Genomic DNA, 22,914 nt, shown 5'->3' on the forward strand with positions numbered 1-22,914 from the left:
TTGAAACATATATATGATGCATTAGAAGAATATCTAAAAAATGAAAAAATAAAAGATGTTAAGGTGGAAGTTAGAGATAATAAAGACAAGGAAAATGGAGACTTTTATACAAACTTATCTTTTAAATTAAGTAAAACATTAAAAAGCCATCCTTATGATATAGCAACTTCTATAAATCAATATATATATCCTAAAATAAATAAATATTATAAAACAGTAGTATCGGATAATGGATATATAAATTTTTATGCAACATCTAATAATTATAAATATACATTAAAAGAAATTCAAAAAATGGATATCGAATTTAATATAAAAAATGTAGATTTAACAAATAATAATAAAGAAATAATATATATATATACTAGGTTAGAAAACATAATAAATGTTTTGAAACTAGAAAAAATATATGTTGATATAGAAAAAATTAATATAGACAATATGAGTAAACAACTAAAAGCTATATTAGACAAATCTATAAATATTTATGAAAAAATTAAATGTAATATAAAGTTATATGCATTAATTGAAGGATTAAATGAAATATCTAAGATGATATTAAACTATGAACAGGTAAATATAATAAGAGATTTAGAAAAGGATGAACTATATAATTTTATAGTAATATCAAATACCATAAATACACTGATAAAAAACGCATTAATCAATTTAAGTAATGACTAAACAAAAGAGGATGTGAAATTATGAGTGGATTTCAAGGGAGTATTGTATCATTAATTGCTGGATTAATAGTAGGAGTTATATTCCAAATAATTTATCTTCCTATACCAGCTCCAGGAAATATTCCAGGTTTCATGGGTATATTTGGAATATGGTCGGGTTCATATATAACACAAAAATACTTTAAAAAAGGGGGGCGCAAATAATGGAATCACAGTGGATAATAACAGTATTACTTGCAATTTTAGCTGGAGCTATACTAGGAGCTATATTCGAAAAACTAGATCTTCCGATACCTGCGCCTCCAGTTTTATCAGGTGTATTAGGCATATTTGGCGTTATAGTTGGAAGTAAAATTGGAGTCTTAATACAACAAATGTTTAGATAGGTAGTGTAAAACACTACCTTTTATTTAATTTATTTGTTATTATAGTATGTATACATATTTTTATTTTTTGTAAAATATTACAAGGGATTAAACATATTCTATAGAAAATATATTAAAGTTAATAATTTATATTAAATTTGAGCTTAAGAGGGAGAATTATGATTATAGATAAGGTAAGAAATACTATAGCAAATCATGATTTAATACAAAAAGGGGATAAAATTGTATTAGGGCTTTCTGGAGGACCTGATTCAGTATGCCTTTTACATATATTAAAATCATTAAAAGATGAATTAAATATAGAGATATATGCAGCGCATCTAAATCATCAAATAAGAGGATTAGAAGCTCAAAAGGATGCTATGTATGTTTCTAAATTATGTGATAGTCTTGATATAATATATTTTGTAAAATCAATAGATGTTCCGACCTATTGTAAAGAACATGGATTATCCATAGAAGAAGGAGCTAGAATATTAAGATATGAAATGTTTTTTCAGATAAAAGAAAAAACAGGTGCAAATAAAATAGCAATAGCCCATAATTTAAATGATCAAGCTGAGACAGTTCTTATGAGAATGATGAGAGGAACAGGTCTTCAGGGGCTACAGGGGATTAGTTATAAAAGAGAAGATGGAATAATAAGACCATTAATAGATGTACATAGAGATGAAATAGAAGAATATTGTAAAGCTAATAATTTAAGTCCTAGATTAGATGAGACTAACTTAGAAAGTGTATATACTAGAAATAAAATAAGGCTAGAACTCATACCTTATATGAAAGAGAATTTTAATCCTAATATAATAGATGCTTTAGTTAGAATGAGTCACACTATAAAAGAAGATAATGATTATATAGATATTGAATCTAATAAAGCATTTGAGGAGTCATGTGAAAAAGAAAATGAGAATATAAATATATATGTAGAAAATTTTCATGGTTATCATAAATCAATAAAAAGCAGAATAATAAGAAAGAGTGTAAACTACATATTAGGAGATTTAAAAGGAATAGAACAAAAGCACATAGATGATGTTCTAGAAATGGAGCTTGAAGATAAAATAGGCAAAAAAATTAATTTGCCTAGAGGAATAGTGGTTTATAGAAACAAAAATTATATATCTATAACTAATAAAGAAATTGTATATGAAGATATAGAGTACTATTATAATGTTCCTACTAATGGATATATAAAAATAAAGGAATTAAATATGGTAGTTGAAAGTAAAATATTAAATATAGATAAGATTAAAAATATGAAAAGCGATAAAAATGCAAAATTATTTGATGCAGACAAAGTAGAAGGGGGTATAGTAATAAGAAATAGAATGCCTGGAGATAAAATAAGAATTTCTGGTTTAGGAGGAAGCAAAAAAATAAAAGATTTGCTCATAGATCTAAAGGTACCAAAAGAGCAAAGAAGTAAAATACCTATAATGGCTGACCAAAAGGGTATTATGTGTGTTGGAACATACAGAGATAGTGAAGGTTATAAGGTAGATACTAGCACAACTGAAGTAATAAAAATATGCTTTAAATACCTCTAAAATATTATAAAACAATCTAGGAAGGAGGGCTCTTTTTGAGAAAATTTCTAAAGGGAGCAAGTTTTTACTTATTAATATTTGTAGTAATAGTAGCTATAGTTCAATTTTATGGTAAACCAACTGAACAAGTGGAGGACATAAAATTTTCTGAAGCATATAAATCATTAGTAAGTGAAGATATATCTAATATACATTTTTTAGATAATAGAACAGTAGAAGGCACTATAAAGAGTACTAATCAAAAATTCAAAACATATATACCTCAGGCTATGGAAAGTGATACTTTTTCAGATGAAATACTGAAACAAGCTGCAGAAGGAAAAGTTATACTAAGTGGTGATCCACCAGCAACTACACCGTGGTTCTTTGAAATACTACCTTCAATATTTACTATTTTAATATTTGTTATATTTTGGTTTGTATTTATGCAACAATCTCAGGGCGGCGGTAGTAAAGTAATGAGCTTTGGAAAGTCTAAAGCTAAAATGCATAAAGACGATGAAAAAAGCAGAGTTACTTTTAATGATGTTGCAGGATTAGAAGAGGAAAAAGAAGATTTAGCAGAAGTAGTAGACTTCTTAAAAAATCCTAAAAAGTATATAGAGTTAGGTGCTAGAATACCTAAAGGTATACTTATGGTAGGGCCTCCAGGTACAGGAAAAACTTATTTATCAAGAGCTGTAGCTGGGGAAGCAGGAGTTCCATTTTTTAGTATAAGCGGATCTGACTTCGTTGAAATGTTTGTCGGAGTTGGTGCATCGAGAGTAAGAGATTTATTCGAGCAAGCGAAGAAAAATGCTCCTGCTATAATATTTATAGATGAGATCGATGCTGTTGGTAGAAAAAGAGGAGCAGGACTTGGCGGAGGCCATGATGAAAGAGAGCAAACCCTAAATCAATTACTTGTTGAAATGGATGGTTTTGGAGTAAATGAAGGAATTATAATAATGGCAGCTACAAATAGACCAGATATATTAGATCCAGCATTACTAAGACCAGGTAGATTTGACAGACAAGTGGTTGTAGGACCTCCAGATATTAAGGGTAGAGAAGCTATATTTAAGGTTCATTCTAAGAATAAACCTTTAGAAGATGATGTAGATGCAAAGGTTCTTGCTAGAAGAACTCCAGGATTTACGCCAGCTGATATAGAAAACTTAATGAATGAGGCAGCTATACTTACAGCAAGAAAAAGAGAAAAGAAAATCCATATGGAGACTATAGAAGAGTCTATTACTAAGGTTATAGCTGGTACAGCTAAAAAATCTAGAGTAATAAGTGAAAAAGAAAGAAAATTAACAGCATATCATGAGGCTGGTCATGCAGTGGCAGCTCATTTATTGCCTAATGTAAGCCCAGTACACCAAGTTACTATAATACCTAGAGGTAGAGCCGGCGGATTTACTATGCAGCTACCTGTAGAAGATAAGTTCTATGCTACTAAAAATGAAATGAAAGAAAATATAATAGTTTTATTAGGTGGTAGAGTTGCAGAAGAAATTGTACTTGAAGACGTATCAACAGGGGCTCAAAATGACTTAGAAAGAGTTGGAGATACTGCTAGGAACATGGTAACTAGATATGGTATGTCAAAACTTGGTCCTATGGCCTTTGGAGATCCTTCAGACGAGGTATTTGTAGGAAATAACTTTGCTAGCAAAAGAAACTACTCTGAAGAAGTTGCTTCACAAATAGATAAGGAAATAAAGTTTATAGTTGATGATGCACATAAATCTACAAAGAATATACTTGTAGAAAATCTAGATAAATTACACAATGTAGCAAAGGCGCTGTTAAAATACGAGACATTAGATGCTGACCAGTTTGTAAAAGCATTTAATGGAGAACTATCTTTATATGATGATACTGCTACAACTAGTGAAGAAATTCAAGAAGATATAGATAACAAAAAAGAATAATATATTTGATAAGGCTAGAATTATATTCTAGTCTTATTATTTTGCAAAAAACTAAAAAGGAATTTTCTGATTATTTTAATTTTTACAATTATTTTAAAATTGTAAAAACAGGGATAATATGTCCTCCTATTGAATATATAATACTAAGTTAAAAAATAAACAGGGGGGGATAACATGCAATTTAGTTTTGCCGAGGTTTTTATGAGCCAATATATGCTAATGTTTCTAGCGATAGCAACAGGACTTATATTTGGCAAAATAAGGTTTGGTAAATTTAACTTCGGAATATCTGGAGCTTTATTTACCGGTCTAGTAATAGGTTGGATAGCATTTAGGTATGCTAATTCTGTTACAGAAGCAAGTTCAGCTTATGAATCAGCTCAGAAGTTATTATCAGCGGGGGTAGTTTCAGAAGGGTTTTTTACTATATTCTTAATACTATTTGTTGCATCAATAGGATTACTAGCAGCTAAGGATATGGGAGTTGTTCTAAAAAAATACGGATTTAAATTCGTAATTTTAGGGCTAGTTATAACATTTATAAGTGCGATGGCTACATATGGAGCTACATTATTTAGTGAGGATTCTAATCCTTATGAAGTTTCAGGGGTATATACTGGGGCTCTTACAAGTTCGCCAGGTCTTGCAGCAGCATTAGAGACAGCTAAAAGTCATGCTATAGAAAAATCAGAAAAATATGAGTCAATGGCACCAGAAGAAAAGGCAAAATATTTAAATATGGCTGGAATAGAAAAAAGTGAAGGATCAGGTGCTGTAGAAGTATTCAATGCGACAGATGCAGAAAAATTCCAGATGACAGATGAGATAAAAGAACAATTTGTTAAAAATGCTCAAGCCAGTATAGGGGCTGGTCATGCAATAGGATATCCATTTGGAGTATTAATAGTTATACTTGCCGTTAACTTCTTCCCAGCTATATTTAAAATCGATGTTGAAAAGGAAAGAAAAGACTTTAAAAGAGAAATGGAAGAAGCTAGACAATCAGCAGGTGGTAGACAAATTGAAGAAACTAAGTTCAATATATTAGGTTTTACAATAGCATGTTTATTTGGATATATAGTAGGAAGCATAAATATATATTTACCTGTAATAGGCTATGTTGGACTAGGTTCAACAGGAGGAGTACTAATAGGCTCTCTAATTTTAGGATATATAGGTAAAATAGGAAATATAAACTTTAGAATGGATTCAAAAACATTAGGGGTAATAAGAGATATTGGGCTAGTATTTTTCTTAGCTATAGTAGGTTTAAGATATGGATATAAGGCAATAGATGCTCTAGTTGGAGCAGGAGCTTACTTGGGATTAATATCAACTGTAGTTGGAGTTATAGGGATGTTAGTTGGATTTATAATTGGAAAATATGTGCTTAAGATAAACTGGATAATGTTATCAGGTGCTATTTGTGGTGGTATGACATCCACACCAGGCTTAGGTGCAGCGGTAGAAGCTATTGGAAGTGATGATCCTGCAGCAGGATATGGTGCGACCTATCCATTTGCATTGCTAGGCATGGTTATATTTACCATAATGTTGCATAAACTTCCAATGTAAAAAATAATAATAAATGTGGTATTACCTTAATACCACAAAATATTAATGTTATAACTGGTAATATCATATTACCATATATAATAAATTTTATACATTTAACAAGGCCTTATAAGTATTTATGTCTAATAAATACTTATAAGGAGTAATATAGGAGGGGTGTTATGAATACAAGATTGAGATGTGAAAAACTGAAAGATAAGGTTATGACTGCAGAACAAGCTGCTAAGCTATTTGAAGACAATATGATTGTTGGAACAAGTGGATTTACTCCGGCAGGATATCCTAAAGCTGTACCAATGGCCCTAGCTAATAGAGCTAAAAATAGTGAAAGCATAGGAATAACATTAATAACAGGAGCATCTGTAGGACCTGAACTTGATGGGGCGCTATCAGAAGCTAAAGTGATAAAAAGAAGATACCCTTATCAAACACAAAGTATGTGTAGAAATGGTATAAATGAAGGAAGTATAGAATATGCTGATATGCATTTAAGTCATACTCCTCAATGGGTAAAATCCGGATTCCTAGGAAAAGTAGATATAGCATTAGTAGAAGCAGTCGCTATAACTGAAGAAGGTTATATAATTCCATCTACATCTATAGGTAATTCAAATGTATTTGTTGAATGTGCAGATAAAATCATAATAGAAATAAACACAACTCAACCTCTTGAATTAGACGGAATACACGATGTATATAGTGTTGAAAATCCACCATATAGAAAACCTATTCCATTGGTAAGTGTAGAAGATAGAATAGGAACTACATATATACCATGTGATATAGATAAAATCGTTGCTATAGTATTTACCGATATGAAAGATCAAACTAGACCTGTAGCGCCGATTGATGAAAAATCAAAGAAAATGGCGGATAATCTAATAAAATTTTTAGAATCTGAGGTAGACGAAGGTAGACTACCTGAAAACTTACTTCCTCTACAATCTGGAGTAGGAAGTGTAGCTAATGCCATTTTATCTGGACTTACAGAATCAAACTTTAATGATTTATCAGTATACTCTGAGGTTATACAAGATTCAGTTTTAGATTTAATAGACGCAAACAAGATTAAATTTGCTTCTGGAACATCATTAACAATATCTCCTGACAGACTAGATAGTTTTTATAAAGATTTCAGTAAATACAAAGATAAGCTAATACTAAGACCTCAAGAAATAAGTAATAGTCCTGAAGTTGCAAGAAGACTAGGTGTTATAGCGATAAATACAGCTATAGAAGTTGATATATATGGAAATGTAAACTCTACTAATATAATGGGAAGTAGAATGATGAATGGAATAGGCGGATCTGGAGATTTTGCAAGAAATGCTTATTTAACTATATTTACTACAGAATCTATAGCGAAAAATGGAGATATATCAAGTATAGTTCCTATGGTATCACACCATGACCACACAGAACATGATGTAATGGTTATAGTTACAGAACAAGGGGTAGCTGATTTAAGAGGTTTAAGTCCTAGAGAAAGGGCTAAATGTATAATAGAAAATTGTGCTCATCCAGATTATAAGGAAGAATTATATGATTATTTAGAAAGATCTATGGCAGGTAAATTTAAACATACTCCACATATATTAGAAGAAGCTTTATCTTGGCACGAAAGATTCTTAAAATTTGGAACAATGAAAAAAATATCTAATGTAAGCACTAATGAATAGATTTGTGCGAATAACTTAATATAACAAGGTAAATTATATATAAACCATAATTAATATAAGAAAATAGGCATATATGCTTATATAAAAAAATGCAACTTAATCTTCAGAAATATATAAATCTGCAACCTATTATTCTCTTTTATGGTAAAATATAGTTAATTAAAATAACTAAGGGGGGTTATGAATGAATAAAGATTTTAGTTCTCTACAAGAATCATTTAAAGTATGGGAAGAAAAAAAGGTTGGGAAAACATTATCAAGATTTCCAGAAAGAAAAGAAGGGTTTGAATTTGATACAGGGGAAACAGTAAAAAGACTATATACACCATTAGATGTTCCAAATTTTGACTATGAAAATGACTTAGGATACCCAGGGGAATATCCTTTTACTAGAGGTGTTCAACCTACAATGTATAGAGGTAAGTTTTGGACTATGAGAATGTATGCAGGATTTGCTACAGCAGATGAGTCAAACAAGAGATATAAGTATCTTATAGATCAAGGATCTATGGGTCTATCTGTTGCATTTGACTTACCTACACAAATGGGATATGACTCAGACGATGCTATATCTGAAGGTGAAGTAGGTAAAGTAGGGGTTGCTATCGACTCATTAGCGGATATGGAAATATTATTTGATGGAATACCATTAGATAAGGTTTCTACTTCTATGACTATAAATGCACCAGCATCAGTTTTACTTGCTATGTATATAGCTGTTGCTGAGAAGCAAGGAGTTAGCCCAGACAAATTAAGAGGGACTATACAAAACGATATACTAAAGGAATATGTAGCAAGGGGTACATATATATTCCCTGTTCAGCCATCAATGAGATTAATAACTGATATATTTGATTATTGTTCAAAAAAGGTTCCAAATTGGAACACTATAAGTATATCAGGGTATCATATAAGAGAAGCCGGAGCAAATGCAGTTCAAGAAGTAGCTTTTACATTAGCAGATGGAATAGCTTATGTTCAAGCAGCAATTGATTCTGGCCTTGATGTAGATGATTTTGCGCCAAGACTATCTTTCTTCTTCAATTCACATAACAATATGTTAGAAGAAATATCTAAATTTAGAGCTGCTAGAAGGTTATGGGCTAAAATAATGAAAGAAAGATTTAACGCTAAGAATCCTAAGTCTTGGTCTCTTAAATTCCACACTCAGACAGCTGGATGTACATTAACAGCTCAACAACCAGAAAATAATATAGTTAGAGTTGCTATTCAAACATTAGCAGCAGTTCTTGGAGGTACTCAATCATTACATACTAATTCAAAGGATGAGGCATTAGCTTTACCAACTGAAGATTCAGTAAGAGTAGCATTGAGAACTCAACAAATAGTAGCTAATGAAAGTGGAGTTGCTGATAGTATAGACCCATTAGCAGGATCATACTACATAGAAAGTTTAACTAATAGTATAGAAACAGAAGCTATGAGTTTAATAAGCAAAATAGACGAATTAGGTGGAGCTCCATCTGCAATAGAAAAAGGATTTATACAACAAGAAATAATGGAAAGTGCTTATAAATATCAAAGAGAAATAGAAGATAATAAGAGAATAATCGTAGGAGTTAACAAATTCCAAGTGGAAGAGGAATCACCTAAAGGATTGTTAAGAGTTGATCCAAGTGTAGGTGAAGGTCAAAAACAAAGAATAAATGAACTTAAAAATAAGAGAGATAATGATAAAGTTAAAGAAGCTTTAGAAGCATTGAGAAAAGCTTGTAACTCAAATGAAAACATGATGCCATATATACTAGATGCCGTTAGAGAATATGCAACATTAGGGGAAGTATGTGGAGTAATGAGAGAAGAATTTGGTGAGTATAAGCAAACTGTAATGATATAATGAAAAAATGTAATTTAAGGGGGATAAAATATGAGACCTATTAGGGTATTAGTTGCAAAACCAGGATTAGATGGTCATGATAGAGGAGCTAAAATTATAGCAAGAGCATTAAGAGATTCAGGAATGGAAGTTATATATACAGGGCTTAGACAAACGCCTGAGCATATAGTTCAAGCTGCTATCCAAGAAGATGTAGATGTAGTGGCTATGAGTATACTATCTGGAGCTCATAATCACTTATTACCAAAGGTAGTTGAATTGCTTAAAAATGAAGGTGCATATGATGAAATATTAGTATTAGGTGGAGGGGTTATACCTGATGAAGATATACCTTTCCTTAAAGAAAAAGGTATAGCTGAAATATTTACTCCAGGTACTCCAACTTCTGTTACCATAGAATTTATGAAAAACAACTTAAAGAGACCGTTAGAATAGATGGTTGATAATATGAATACTCTTGTGCAAGATCTTCTAGATGGTAAGAAAAGGGCTTGTGCTAGACTTATAACTATGGTCGAAAATGAGTCTGTAGGATACTTAGATTTGCTTAAAGAGATTTATAAACACACAGGTAGGGCATATGTTATCGGCATAACTGGCCCTCCTGGTGCTGGTAAATCAACATTTACCGATAAAGTTGCTAAATATTTTAGAACACAAGGTAAAAAAGTTGGAATTATAGCAATAGACCCTACAAGTCCCTTTACAAAAGGAGCAATACTTGGAGATAGAATACGAATGAATGACTTAAGTTTAGACCCAGGGGTTTTTATTAGATCTATGGGAACTAGAGGTAGTCTAGGTGGATTATCAAAAGCTACTCAAGCTGCCATAAAGATATTAGATGCTTATGGATGTGACTATATATTTATAGAAACAGTAGGAGTAGGCCAATCTGAGGTTGATATAGTTAAAACAGCAGATACTACAGTTATTGTAATGGTTCCAGGATTAGGGGATGATATACAAGCTATAAAGGCTGGAGTTATGGAAATAGCTGATGTATTTATTGTCAATAAGGCTGACAAAGATGGAGCTAAAAAAACTTCATTAGAAATAGAAATGATGTTAGATTTCAAAAAAGACTGGGAGTTTAGACCACCAGTTAGCTTAGTTATATCTCAAGAAGGTAAGGGAATAGAAGAAGCAGTAGATAATATATTCAGTCATAAAGATCATTTAGTAAATAACGATATTTTAACTCAGAAAAGATTAGAAAGAAATAAATTAGAGTTAAAAGAATTAATATATAGAAAAATAGAAGGTTTAGTAAAAACAATGGAAGATACAAAAGAAATAGATGAATTATTGGCAAAGACTATAAATAAGGAGTTAGATCCTTATACAATAAGTGAAATGATATTTAATAAATTAACAAATAAAAACTATATAAGTTCTGAGGGGGATTAAATATGGATATAAGCAAGGTAGATCATATAGGAATAGCTGTTACAAATCTTGAAGAAACATTAAAGTTTTATGAAGAAGTTTTAGGTCTTAAGTGCGGTGGTACTGAAGTTGTTGAAGATCAAAAGGTTAAAGTTGCATTCTTACCAGTTGGGGACAGTGAAATAGAGTTACTAGAGTCAACTACTGAAGATGGACCTATAGCTAAGTTCATAGAAAAGAATGGCGGAAGAGGCGGAATACAACACATAGCAGTAAGAGTAGATAATATAGAAGGTGCTATAGAGGAAGTTAAAGCTAAAGGTTATAAAATGATAGATGAAACTCCAAGATATGGAGCAGGTGGAGCAAGAATAGCTTTTTGTCATCCAAAGAGTACTCATGGAATACTTTTAGAATTAAGTGAACGAAAATAAATTTACTTTAGGGGGTAATTCGATGTCACAAGAGAAGTTAGATCTCCTTCGAGAAAAAAGAAGAAAGATAGAATTAGGTGGGGGAGAAAAGAGAATTCAAAAACAACACGAATCAGGAAAGTTAACAGCAAGAGAAAGACTGAACTTGCTTTTTGATGAAAATAGTTTTGTAGAAGTAGATGCTTTCGTTAAACATAGATGCACTAATTTCGGAATGGAAAAGCAAGAAGCTCAAGGCGAAGGTGTTGTTACCGGTTATGGAAAAGTTGATGGAAGATTAGTTTATGCTTTTGCTCAAGACTTTACTGTATTAGGTGGGTCTCTAGGAGAAATGCACGCTAAAAAAATAATAAAAGTAATGGATTTAGCTTTAAAGGTAGGAGCTCCAGTAGTAGGATTAAATGATTCTGGAGGAGCTAGAATACAAGAAGCTGTTGATGCTCTAGCAGGATATGGCGGGATATTTTATAAAAACACTATATCATCAGGGGTTATACCACAAATATCAGCTATAATGGGGCCTTGTGCTGGAGGGGCTGTTTATTCTCCTGCTTTAACAGACTTCACATATATGGTAGATAAAACTAGTCAAATGTTTATAACTGGACCTCAAGTAATAAAAACTGTTACAGGAGAAGATGTTTCAGCAGAAACTTTAGGTGGAGCATCAACTCATAATACAACATCAGGAGTTGCACACTTTATTGCGTCTAATGATGAAGACTGCTTAGCTCAAATAAGAAAATTATTGAGTTTCTTACCATCAAATAATGCAGAAAAAACTCCTATAATAGAAAATGGAGATACACCTAATAGAGTTATAGAAGGTTTAGAAAATATAATACCAGATAATTCTAATAAGCCTTATGATATGAAAGAAATAATTTATTCTATAGTAGATAATTCAGATTTTTATGAAGTTCAACCATTCTTTGCTCAAAATATAATAACTGGTTTTGCTAGAATAAATGGAGAATCTATAGGTATAGTAGCTAACCAACCAAAGGTTATGGCAGGATGTTTAGATATAAATGCATCTGATAAGTCTTCAAGATTTATTAGAACTTGTGATGCTTATAATATACCTATATTAAGTTTAGTAGATGTTCCAGGATTTTTACCAGGAACAGGCCAGGAATTTGGCGGAATAATAAGACATGGAGCTAAGATGTTATATGCTTATAGTGAAGCAACAGTTCCAAAAGTAACATTAATAACTAGAAAAGCCTATGGTGGATCATATCTTGCTATGTGTTCTAAAGATTTAGGCGCAGATATAGTTCTTGCATGGCCAAGTGCAGAAATAGCAGTTATGGGTCCAGAAGGGGCTGCTAATATAATTTTTAGAAAAGAAATAAAGGAATCATCAAATCCTCAAGATACAAGAAAAGAAAAAATAAAAGAGTATACTGATGAATTTGCAACTCCATATAAAGCCGCGGAGAGAGGGTTTGTAGATGATGTAATAGAACCAGCTATTACGAGAATAAGATTAGCTGATGCATTTGATATGTTATCATCAAAAAGAGAAGTTAGACCTCCTAAAAAGCACGGTAATATACCTCTATAGGAAGGTGGGGAAAATATGAATATAAGTGAATTGCTTGAATTAATGAAAAGTGATATATCATCACTTGGAATGGGAGAATTACTTTTAGGTGGTTTGGTAGTAACACTATTATCAATGGTAATGGTTTTTATAATATTAGTATTGATACAATATAGTATAAAGCTATTACAAAGAGAACCTAAGGAAAAACCAGTGGAAGTTAAAACTCAACAAGAGCAAGCTGCTACTATATCAAGTGATACTCAACCTAAGGAAGAGAATATTGAAGAGTTAGTATCGGTTATAACTGCAGCAATAGCAGCTTCAAGGGGAAATTCTGCTAATAATGTTGTGGTAAGAAGGATAGTTAGAACTAATAATACACAGGGAAACTGGCAAAGTATGACTGTATTAGATAGTGTTGAATAGCTTAGATAAAATGTGGGAGGAAATTAAAATGATAAAAAAATATAACATAACTGTTAATGGAAATGCATATGAGGTTGAAGTAGAAGAAGTTGGGGGAGTTTCATCATCTCAAGTTTCAAGACCATCAGTAGCCCAAGCTCCACAACCTCAAGCAGTAGCAACACCAAAACAAAAAGTAGAACCATCTCCTCAAGTATCTTCAATTCAAGGAGGAGATATTATAAATGCTCCAATGCCAGGAACTATAAATGATGTAAGAATTAAGGCTGGAGATAGTGTTAAGAAAGGTCAAGTATTATTGATATTAGAAGCTATGAAAATGGAAAATGAAATAATGGCACCTGCTGACGGAGTTATAGCTTCAGTAAATATATCTAAGGGTTCCTCAGTAAGTGCAGGAGATGTTTTAGTTGCATTTAAGTAAAAAATTCTAAAGGGGAAATTATAGAGAAGGGAGACTGACCCGTGGGAGAAGTTCTATATAATTTTATACAAACGATGGGGATTGTTAATATGGATTGGCGCCAGCTAGTAATGATAATAATATCATGTGTATTATTATACCTAGCTATAGCTAAAGGGTTTGAACCTTTGTTATTGATACCTATAGCTTTTGGGATGCTACTTTCAAATCTTCCTCTATCTGGAGTTATGTCTGAACCAGGTACATTAATACAATTTTTAAATCCGGAAAATATGCAAGAAGCTCAAAATGCACAACAAGGTATTTTCAAAAGTAGTATACACACAGCAACACCAGGGGGATTACTATATTATTTATTTCAAGGAGATGAACTTGGAATATTTCCTCCTTTAATATTCTTAGGGGTAGGAGCTATGACTGATTTTGGTCCACTTATATCTAACCCTAAAAGTATATTATTAGGAGCAGCTGCTCAATTTGGTATATTCTTCACTTTTATAGGTGCTTTATTATTTGGGTTTACTGCTCAAGAGGCATCTTCTATAGGAATAATAGGTGGAGCAGATGGTCCTACAGCTATATATTTAACAACAAAACTAGCACCACATTTATTAGCTCCTATAGCAGTTGCAGCATATTCATATATGGCATTAGTGCCTATTATACAACCTCCTATAATGAGAGCTTTGACTACTAAAGAAGAAAGAGCTATAGTTATGAAACAGACTAAAACTGTTTCTAAAAAAGTTAAAATACTATTCCCAATAATAGTTACAATAATAGTTTCATTATTATTACCATCAGCAGCTGTTTTAATAGGCATGCTAATGTTTGGAAACTTATTAAAAGAATCTGGTGCAACAGATAGATTATCTGACACAGCTTCAAATGCATTAATGAATATAGTTACTGTATTCCTTGGATTATCAGTTGGAGCTTCTGCACAAGCTGAAATATTTTTAAGTGCTCAAACTTTATTCATATTTGCACTAGGAATAGTAGCATTTGGTGTTGGAACTGGTACTGGCGTTATATTTGCTAAGATAATTAATATCTTTAGCAAGGAAAAAATGAATCCATTAATAGGATCAGCGGGAGTATCCGCAGTTCCTATGGCAGCGAGGGTATCACAAAAAGTAGTTCAAGAAGAAAACCCAGGAAACTTTATATTAATGCATGCTATGGGACCTAATGTAGCGGGGGTTATAGGTTCTGCAGTAGCAGCTGGTATATTATTGAGTTTATTTGGATAAAAAAGTAATGTAAAATAGTTTAGGTAAGAAGCTTAGTATCTTATATACTAAGCTTCTTCTAATTACATAGAGATTATAATTTATAAGAGAGGTGTATTTATGAGAGAGCAGATATTAAAGATGCTATTAGATAAAAACAAAGATTTTATTTCTGGAGAGGAAATATCTGAATTACTAGGAATATCTAGAACTGCAGTATGGAAACATATAAATAATCTTAAAAATCAAGGTTACAATATAGAATCTATAAATAAAAAAGGATATAGAATATCAGAAATTCCTGATGATATACTTACAAAAGAAAATATAGCATATAACTTAAAATCTGAATTTATAGGAAACAATATAATTCATTTTGACACTATAGATTCAACTAATAATTATGCAAAGAAAATAGCAAATGATATGGAAGATGGCACGGTTATAATAAGTGAAGAACAAACAAAAGGCAGAGGAAGGATGGGACGTAAGTGGTATTCTAGAAAAGGAGATGGAATATGGCTAAGTATAATATTAAAGCCAGATATAAATCCATACGATTGTCCATTTATAACATTAATAGCAGGTGCAAGTATTGTAGAAAGCTTAAATAAACTAGGTGTAAAAAGCAATATTAAATGGCCTAATGATATTATAGTTAATAATAAAAAGATATGTGGAGTATTGACTGAATTGGCAGCTGAAATAGATAAAGTAAATTATGTAGTTTTAGGCATAGGGATGAATGTTAAAACCTTAGATTTTGATGAAGATATAGAAAATATAGCTACGTCTTTATATAAAGAAGAATATAAGTTATCTAGAGTAGATATAGTTAGTGAAATATTAATGGAATTTGAAAATTTATATACTGACTATATAAATAATAAAGACAGAAAAGAAGTTTTGAATATATGTAAAAAATACTCTGCAATTTTAAATAAGAATATATATTTATTAAAAAATGGAGAAAAAACAAAGGCTAGATGTATAGATATAAACGAAGATGGAAATTTAATTGTGCAACTCGAGGATAATAGTATAAAAGAGATAATATCGGGAGAGGTATCTATAAGAGGAGAAGAGGGATATGTATAATAACATACTGGATGTAGGTGGAATAAAAGTTGGACAAGTAGAGGATTTAAATGGGCTGACAGGTTGTTCTGTTATAATATGCGAAAACGGTGCTACTTGCAGTGTAGATGTAAGGGGGGCTGCCCCGGGTACTAGAGAAACGGATTTACTAGATCCAATAAACTTGATTGATAAAGTTCATGCAGTTGTTTTATCGGGGGGATCGGCATTCGGACTTGAATCTACTTGTGGAGTAAGCAAATATTTAGAAAAAAAGGGTATAGGGTTTGATGTAGGTGTAACTAAAGTACCTATAGTTGTAGGTGCTGTATTATTTGACTTAGCTGTTGGAGACCATAAATCAAGGCCAGATATAAATATGGGATATAACGCTTGTGAAGTGGCATCAACTACAGAACTAAATCAAGGTAATTATGGGGCAGGATGCGGAGCGACTGTAGGAAAGCTTAAAGGCATGGACTATGTTACAAAAGGTGGAATTGGAAGTCATTCTATAAAGTTAGATAATGGACTGGTTGTATCAGCATTAATAGCTGTGAATGCCTTTGGAGATGTATATGAAAATGGAAAGATAATAGCTGGTACACTTTCAGAAGATAAAAACACATTTATAAATACATATGAAAGTATGAAAAATGGATCAAACAAAGGTGGATTTTCTATAGACAATACCACTATAGGAGTTGTAGTAACTAATGCAAAATTAACTAAATCAGAATGTAAAAAAGTGTCGCAAATGTCACATGACGGGTATGCTAAAGCTATTTTCCCAATACATACCATGTATGATGGAGATACAGTATTTACTCTAGCAACGGGTGAAGTAGAAGCTAATATAAATCTAGTAGGTTCAATGGCTGTAGAAGTAGTTCAAAAGAGCATAATAAATGCCATAAAAAGTGCACAAGGTATAAAAGATATAATATCTTATAATGAGATATATAAAGGGCAAGAATAATTGTATACAGAATAATTGACAATTGTATACAGAGTTGATAAAATAAATTTGTTGTGGCTGGCATCCAAAAAAATGGAGCTTGACTTATTTAAATGTAATATTATTTTAAAAACTAAAAAATTGTCCGGCATCTATGAAGAGCTGGAACGGAGGTGTAGCATTATTATGCAAGTACAAGTAAACAATGTTAAAAAAACTAATGTAAGAAGAATGACAATTATAGGTATGCTATCTGCCATATCTATAATATTATCTATGACTCCATTAGGATATATACCTATTGGACCAACTAAGGCCACTATCATGCATATACCAGTTATCATTGGGGCTGTAATGGAAGGGCCTATAGTAGGAGCAGCAATAGGGCTTATATTTGGATTTACTAGCTTAATGCAAGCTATAACAAACCCAACTATAACTTCGTTTGCTTTTATAAATCCACTAGTTTCTGTTTTACCTAGAATGCTTATAGGTATAGCTTCTTATTATGTATATACTGGTTTAATAAAAACGACTAAAAATAAATCAGTAGCTGCTATTGTAACAGGGGCTATAGGCTCCCTGACAAATACTATAGGGGTTTTAGGTATGATATATATATTATATGCCGCTCAATTTGTTAAAGCTATAGGAGGAGATACTAGCTCAGCAGGAGCCATCATCTTAGGAATAGGAACTACTAATGGAATTCCAGAAGCTATAGTATCCACACTAGTTGTAACAGGTGTTATAAAGGCTTTGAAAATAGGCAAAAATTAGAAAGAAGGTCAAAATAGATGCTTTTAGTATTTGATGTTGGAAACACCAATATGGTTTTAGGTGTATATGAGGGAAAGAAGCTTTTAAAAGACTGGAGAATAAGCACGGATAAAGAAAAAACTTCAGATGAATACGGAGTGCTTATAAATAATTTATTTCAGTTTGATGAATTAAATCTAAAAGATGTAAAAGACGTAATAATATCATCTGTAGTTCCTAATGTTATGCATTCACTTGAAAATTTTTCTATAAAATACTGCAAAAAACAGCCTTTAATAGTAGGGCCAGGTATAAAAACTGGCTTGAATATAAAGTACGACAATCCAAAGCAAGTAGGAGCAGATAGAATAGTAAATGCTGTCGCTGGTATTGAAAAGTATGGAACTCCTCTTATAATAATTGATTTTGGCACAGCTACAACATTTTGTGCAATATCTGAAAAAGGAGAGTATCTAGGAGGAACTATAGCTCCTGGAATAAAAATATCTAGTGAGGCATTATTCCAAAGGGCTTCAAAGCTACCAAGAGTAGAATTAGCAAAACCAGGGATGGCAATATGTAAAAATACTGTTTCTGCAATGCAATCTGGAATAATCTATGGTTATGTAGGATTGGTAGATAAAATTATAGATATGATGAAAATGGAATTAAAAAATAAAGACGTTAAAGTAATAGCAACAGGTGGACTATCATCTTTAATAGCATCAGAAACTGATAGGATAGATTTTGTAGATAAGTTTTTAACTTTAGAAGGGTTAAGAATGATATATGATAAAAATAGAGAATAATAATAAAGAATTGGATGTTTTATTCCAATTCTTTTTTTATAATATATTAGGATAATATATAAATTATAATAATAGTATATTAAGGAGATTTAATGATGAAAATAGGTAATGTTAATTTAGAAAACAATGTTTTTCTTGCTCCTATGGCAGGGGTTACAGATTTGCCGTTTAGATTACTATGTAAAGAGATGGATTGTGGGTTGTTATATACTGAGATGATAAATGCCAAAGCGTTATGTTATGATGATGAAAACACAAAGAAAATGCTAAGAATAGACAAAAAAGAACATCCAATAGCAGTTCAGATATTTGGCTCTGATGTAGATTTTATGGGAAGAGCTGCACAGATATTAAATGAATATCCAAATGAAATATTAGATATAAATATGGGATGTCCAGCTCCTAAAGTTGTTAAAAATGGAGATGGATCTGCACTTATGAAAAATCCTAAATTAGCAGAAGCTATATTAAAAGAAGTAGTTAAGAATTCTAAGAAACCTGTAACTTTGAAGATAAGAAAAGGATGGGACGACAATAGTGTAAATGCAATAGAAATAGCAAAAATAGCGCAAGATGCAGGGATAAGTGCTATAGCGGTACATGGAAGAACTAGAGAGCAATATTATTCTGGAAAAGCTGATTGGGATATAATATCAAAGGTAAAAGAAAATGTTAGTATACCTGTAATTGGAAATGGAGATATTTTTGATATACAGGATGCTATAAATATGATTAATAAAACCAAATGTGATGCCATAATGATAGGTAGAGGATCTCAGGGAAACCCTTGGATATTTAAAAGAGTAGATCACTATATTAAAACAGGAGAAGTTCTTTGTGAACCTACGTTAGAAGAAAAAATAGATACTGCTATAAGACATATACAACTAGCTGTAGAAGAAGATGGAGAGTATATAGCAGTACGAGAAATGAGGAAGCATGTATCGTGGTACCTCAAAGGGCTAAAAAAATCTGCTAAAATCAGAGATGAAATAAATAAAATCGAAAGTGTTGAAGGTGTTATAGGTCTATTAAGCCAATACAAACAGGAATCCTTGACACAGCAATAATAGTAGATTATAATATAGCGCATAAATAAATTGGAATAAAATAGGTATAAACCTAGAAAAAATATCTAAATATATTTTAAAAGAGGAGTTGTAGGGGTTATGGAAAAGAAGGAAATATTATTAACTGAAGATGGTTATAGAAAGATAGAAGAAGAGTTAGAGTTTCTTAAGGCTGTTAGAAGAAGAGAAGTTGCTGAAAGAATAAAGGTAGCTATATCTTTTGGGGATCTATCAGAGAATGCTGAATATGATGAAGCTAAAAATGAACAAGCTCAACTAGAAGAAAGAATAATAAAGCTTGAAAATATGATTAGAAAAGCGGTTATAATCGACGAGTCTAAGATAGATATAAATGAAGTTACGGTAGGATCAATAGTTAAAGTTAAAGATATAGAGTTTGACGAAGATGTAGAGTATACAATAGTAGGTTCTGCAGAGGCAGATCCATATGATTTCAAAATTTCAAATGAGTCTCCCGTTGGAAGAACTCTTTTAGGGAAAAAGGTAGGAGATATAGTGGACGTTCATGTGCCAGATGGCATTGCAAAGTTTGAAATATTAGAAATAAGAAGATAGATATGGAGGTATAACAAATGAATAATGAAGAATTAAATAAACAAAATCTTCAAGCTGATGAAGATCTTAATGAAATGCTAAAAATCAGAAGAGAAAAACTTCAGAAGTTACAAGAAATGGGAAAGGATCCATTTAAAGTAGAAAAGTATGATCAAACTCACCATACTGATGAAATAAAAGAAAATTTTAATGAGTTCGAAGGGAAAAGTGTATCTATAGCTGGCCGTATAATGAGCAAAAGAATACAAGGAAAAGCTGGATTTATAGATATTCAGGACCAAGAAGGTAGAATACAATGTTATGTAAGACAAGATAGAATAGGAGAAGAAGATTATTCTATATTTGTTACATATGATTTAGGAGATATTATAGGTATTAAAGGAGAAGTATTCAAAACTAAGAAAGAAGAAATATCTGTAAAAGCTAATGAAGTAGTTTTATTGTCTAAATCTCTTCAAATTCTTCCAGAAAAATATCATGGTTTAAAAGATCAAGATTTGAGATATAGACAAAGATATGTGGACTTAATTGTTAACCCAGAAGTTAAAAATGCATTTTTAATAAGAAATAAAGCTACAAAAGCTTTAAGAGAGTATCTAGATGAAAGAGGATTCTTAGAAGTAGATACACCTATATTAAACACTATAGCAGGTGGAGCATCTGCAAAACCTTTTATAACTCACCATAATACTTTAGATATAGATATGTATCTAAGAATAGCTAATGAATTATATTTAAAGAGGCTAATAGTAGGCGGATTTGAAAAAGTTTATGAAATGGGTAGAATGTTTAGAAATGAAGGAATGTCAATAAAACACAACCCAGAATATACTGCCATGGAATTATATCAAGCTTATGCAGACTATAAAGATATAATGGAATTAACGGAAAATATAGTAGCTTATATGGCTCAAAAATCACTAGGAACAACTAAACTTAATTATCAAGGTACAGAAATAGACTTAACTCCACCTTGGAAGAGAATGAGTATGCAAGAAGCTGTTAAGGTTTACGCAGGAGTTGATTTTGATACGATAAAAACTGATGAAGAAGCTATAGAAATAGCTAAACAAAAAGGTATAGAAATAACACCAGAAATGACTAGAGGGGAAGTTATAAATTCTTTATTTGAAGAATTCGGAGAAGAGCATCTAATTCAACCTACATTTATAACTCATCATCCAGTAGAGGTGTCGCCTTTAGCTAAGAGAAATCCAGAAGATCCAAGTATAACCAATAGATTTGAAGCATTTGTAAATAGATGGGAAATTGCAAACGCATTCTCAGAACTTAATGATCCAATAGATCAAAGAGGAAGATTTATGGCTCAATTAAGAAAGAGAGAATTAGGTGATGAAGAAGCTCAAATGCTAGATGAAGATTTCTTAAATGCTCTAGAAGTAGGGCTGCCACCTACAGGAGGACTAGGGATAGGTATAGATAGAGTTATGATGTTACTTACAAACTCACCGTCTATAAGAGATGTAATATTATTCCCTACTATGAAACCTATAAATAATAACTCAACAAATAATAATATAGAAGAATAATAAAAAAATCGCTACGATCATGTCGCCAATGACCTTGAAAATCACGGACTTTGCGCAAGTTTAGTAGTTGGAAATTAAAAAGGTCTTCCTAATCTTTAGGGAGACTTTTTTTATTATAAGGAAATTCAACATAATATCAAACTAAATGATATCGCATTATGTATATATTAAATATATTGTAAACAAAAGAGAATAATATAATAAAATGCCGAAGATATATACAATAATTTTACTAAAGGAAATAAGAATAAGTTTTAGAAATCTATTAAATATATAAAATTTTAATTTTATTTTTGGGAGGAGTAGTTATATGTTCTTAATCAACTGGATATGTTTAATAAGTATATCATTATTAGTTTGTCAGGTTATGATTCATTTTTGTAAAATGGCAGTGTCAGATGTAAAGGTGCGTAAAGTTATAAAAGTAAATAAAGAAGTGGCTAAAACTCCTAGTTATGCATTTGAATATTATTATCCAGAAAAAATAGCTAAATAAAATCATAATAAATATTTAAAATCCTATTTAAAAGTAATTAATATCTTGATAGAATTATATATATTTATGAACATTAAGTATATATAATTTTGTTTTGAAAAAAAATATATAAAACTATTGACGACTTGTTTTATACATGATATAGTATTACTTGTCCCTAAGGAAAGGGCAAATAAAATTGAACTTTGAAAATTAAACAGTAGGTCAATTAACACACCATTTATTTATAAAGTAATGCCAAGTTTATCATGAGAGTTTGATCCTGGCTCAGGATGAACGCTGGCGGCGTGCCTAACACATGCAAGTCGAGCGAGGACTTCGGTCCTAGCGGCGGACGGGTGAGTAACGCGTGGGTAATCTGCCTCATACACACGGATAACATACCGAAAGGTATGCTAATACGAGATAACATTAAGAAATGGCATCATTTCTTAATCAAAGAATTTCGGTATGAGATGAGCCCGCGTCCCATTAGCTAGTTGGTAAGGTAAAAGCTTACCAAGGCGACGATG

23 protein-coding genes and 1 rRNA gene are annotated in these 22,914 nt (G+C 31.5%); all 24 read left to right on the forward strand.

What is annotated here, in order from left to right:
- On the forward strand, positions 1 to 684 hold the full coding sequence (locus tag BS62_RS12140) for a hypothetical protein (RefSeq protein WP_496491546.1): 684 nt from the start codon (positions 1 to 3) through the stop codon (positions 682 to 684).
- Positions 685 to 704: 20 nt separating this feature from the next.
- Positions 705 to 887: a XapX domain-containing protein gene (locus BS62_RS12145; protein ID WP_496491547.1), complete on the forward strand. Its 183-nt coding sequence runs from the start codon at positions 705 to 707 to the stop codon at positions 885 to 887.
- Positions 887 to 1,069, forward strand: a complete 183-nt coding sequence (locus BS62_RS12150; RefSeq protein WP_496491548.1) for a XapX domain-containing protein — start codon at positions 887 to 889, stop codon at positions 1,067 to 1,069. The genes BS62_RS12145 and BS62_RS12150 overlap by 1 nt, the downstream gene beginning before the upstream one ends.
- A gap of 158 nt (positions 1,070 to 1,227) precedes the next feature.
- On the forward strand, positions 1,228 to 2,619 hold the full coding sequence (gene tilS / locus BS62_RS12155) for a tRNA lysidine(34) synthetase TilS (RefSeq protein ID WP_496491549.1): 1,392 nt from the start codon (positions 1,228 to 1,230) through the stop codon (positions 2,617 to 2,619).
- A gap of 35 nt (positions 2,620 to 2,654) precedes the next feature.
- Complete coding sequence (gene ftsH, locus BS62_RS12160) at positions 2,655 to 4,538, forward strand: ATP-dependent zinc metalloprotease FtsH (RefSeq protein ID WP_496491550.1); 1,884 nt, start codon at positions 2,655 to 2,657, stop codon at positions 4,536 to 4,538.
- Between the two features lie 174 nt (positions 4,539 to 4,712).
- Positions 4,713 to 6,113 (forward strand): aspartate-alanine antiporter-like transporter, encoded by a 1,401-nt coding sequence (locus BS62_RS12165; RefSeq protein ID WP_496491551.1) that lies wholly within the window; start codon positions 4,713 to 4,715, stop codon positions 6,111 to 6,113.
- 161 nt (positions 6,114 to 6,274) lie between these two features.
- Entirely contained in the window at positions 6,275 to 7,792 is a 1,518-nt protein-coding gene (gene scpC, locus BS62_RS12170; protein ID WP_496491552.1) for a succinyl-CoA:acetate CoA-transferase ScpC, read from the forward strand.
- A gap of 184 nt (positions 7,793 to 7,976) precedes the next feature.
- Positions 7,977 to 9,650, forward strand: a complete 1,674-nt coding sequence (locus BS62_RS12175) for an acyl-CoA mutase large subunit family protein (protein ID WP_496491553.1) — start codon at positions 7,977 to 7,979, stop codon at positions 9,648 to 9,650.
- A 30-nt stretch (positions 9,651 to 9,680) separates the two neighbouring features.
- A complete protein-coding gene (locus BS62_RS12180) occupies positions 9,681 to 10,085 on the forward strand; it encodes a cobalamin B12-binding domain-containing protein (protein WP_496491554.1) in 405 nt (134 codons plus the stop codon).
- Positions 10,086 to 10,097: 12 nt separating this feature from the next.
- Positions 10,098 to 11,060 (forward strand): methylmalonyl Co-A mutase-associated GTPase MeaB, encoded by a 963-nt coding sequence (gene meaB / locus BS62_RS12185; RefSeq protein ID WP_496491555.1) that lies wholly within the window; start codon positions 10,098 to 10,100, stop codon positions 11,058 to 11,060.
- A 2-nt stretch (positions 11,061 to 11,062) separates the two neighbouring features.
- On the forward strand, positions 11,063 to 11,473 hold the full coding sequence (gene mce / locus BS62_RS12190) for a methylmalonyl-CoA epimerase (protein WP_496491556.1): 411 nt from the start codon (positions 11,063 to 11,065) through the stop codon (positions 11,471 to 11,473).
- A 22-nt stretch (positions 11,474 to 11,495) separates the two neighbouring features.
- Positions 11,496 to 13,043, forward strand: coding sequence for a methylmalonyl-CoA decarboxylase subunit alpha (gene mmdA / locus BS62_RS12195; protein WP_496491557.1), 1,548 nt, complete (start codon positions 11,496 to 11,498; stop codon positions 13,041 to 13,043).
- A 15-nt stretch (positions 13,044 to 13,058) separates the two neighbouring features.
- Positions 13,059 to 13,451 carry an OadG family protein gene (locus BS62_RS12200; RefSeq protein WP_496491558.1) on the forward strand — a complete coding sequence of 131 codons (393 nt, stop codon included), beginning with the start codon at positions 13,059 to 13,061 and terminating at the stop codon, positions 13,449 to 13,451.
- Between the two features lie 28 nt (positions 13,452 to 13,479).
- Complete coding sequence (locus tag BS62_RS12205) at positions 13,480 to 13,875, forward strand: biotin/lipoyl-containing protein (protein ID WP_496491559.1); 396 nt, start codon at positions 13,480 to 13,482, stop codon at positions 13,873 to 13,875.
- A 74-nt stretch (positions 13,876 to 13,949) separates the two neighbouring features.
- Complete coding sequence (locus BS62_RS12210; RefSeq protein WP_496491567.1) at positions 13,950 to 15,128, forward strand: sodium ion-translocating decarboxylase subunit beta; 1,179 nt, start codon at positions 13,950 to 13,952, stop codon at positions 15,126 to 15,128.
- Between the two features lie 99 nt (positions 15,129 to 15,227).
- On the forward strand, positions 15,228 to 16,205 hold the full coding sequence (locus BS62_RS12215) for a biotin--[acetyl-CoA-carboxylase] ligase (RefSeq protein ID WP_496491560.1): 978 nt from the start codon (positions 15,228 to 15,230) through the stop codon (positions 16,203 to 16,205).
- Positions 16,198 to 17,163: a P1 family peptidase gene (locus tag BS62_RS12220; RefSeq protein WP_496491561.1), complete on the forward strand. Its 966-nt coding sequence runs from the start codon at positions 16,198 to 16,200 to the stop codon at positions 17,161 to 17,163. Before BS62_RS12215 ends, BS62_RS12220 begins: the two co-directional genes overlap by 8 nt.
- 165 nt (positions 17,164 to 17,328) lie before the next feature.
- Positions 17,329 to 17,922 carry an ECF transporter S component gene (locus BS62_RS12225; RefSeq protein WP_496491562.1) on the forward strand — a complete coding sequence of 198 codons (594 nt, stop codon included), beginning with the start codon at positions 17,329 to 17,331 and terminating at the stop codon, positions 17,920 to 17,922.
- A 17-nt stretch (positions 17,923 to 17,939) separates the two neighbouring features.
- Complete coding sequence (locus tag BS62_RS12230; RefSeq protein ID WP_496491563.1) at positions 17,940 to 18,710, forward strand: type III pantothenate kinase; 771 nt, start codon at positions 17,940 to 17,942, stop codon at positions 18,708 to 18,710.
- Positions 18,711 to 18,805: 95 nt separating this feature from the next.
- Positions 18,806 to 19,780, forward strand: coding sequence for a tRNA dihydrouridine synthase DusB (gene dusB, locus BS62_RS12235; RefSeq protein WP_496491564.1), 975 nt, complete (start codon positions 18,806 to 18,808; stop codon positions 19,778 to 19,780).
- Positions 19,781 to 19,879: 99 nt separating this feature from the next.
- A complete protein-coding gene (gene greA / locus BS62_RS12240) occupies positions 19,880 to 20,356 on the forward strand; it encodes a transcription elongation factor GreA (RefSeq protein WP_496491565.1) in 477 nt (158 codons plus the stop codon).
- Positions 20,357 to 20,430: 74 nt separating this feature from the next.
- A complete protein-coding gene (gene lysS / locus BS62_RS12245; RefSeq protein ID WP_496491568.1) occupies positions 20,431 to 21,906 on the forward strand; it encodes a lysine--tRNA ligase in 1,476 nt (491 codons plus the stop codon).
- A 310-nt stretch (positions 21,907 to 22,216) separates the two neighbouring features.
- Complete coding sequence (locus BS62_RS12250) at positions 22,217 to 22,402, forward strand: hypothetical protein (RefSeq protein WP_496491566.1); 186 nt, start codon at positions 22,217 to 22,219, stop codon at positions 22,400 to 22,402.
- 244 nt (positions 22,403 to 22,646) lie between these two features.
- Positions 22,647 to 22,914, forward strand: a 16S ribosomal RNA gene (locus tag BS62_RS12255); the annotation flags it as partial.

The organism is Sporacetigenium mesophilum DSM 16796 (genome assembly GCF_059569055.1).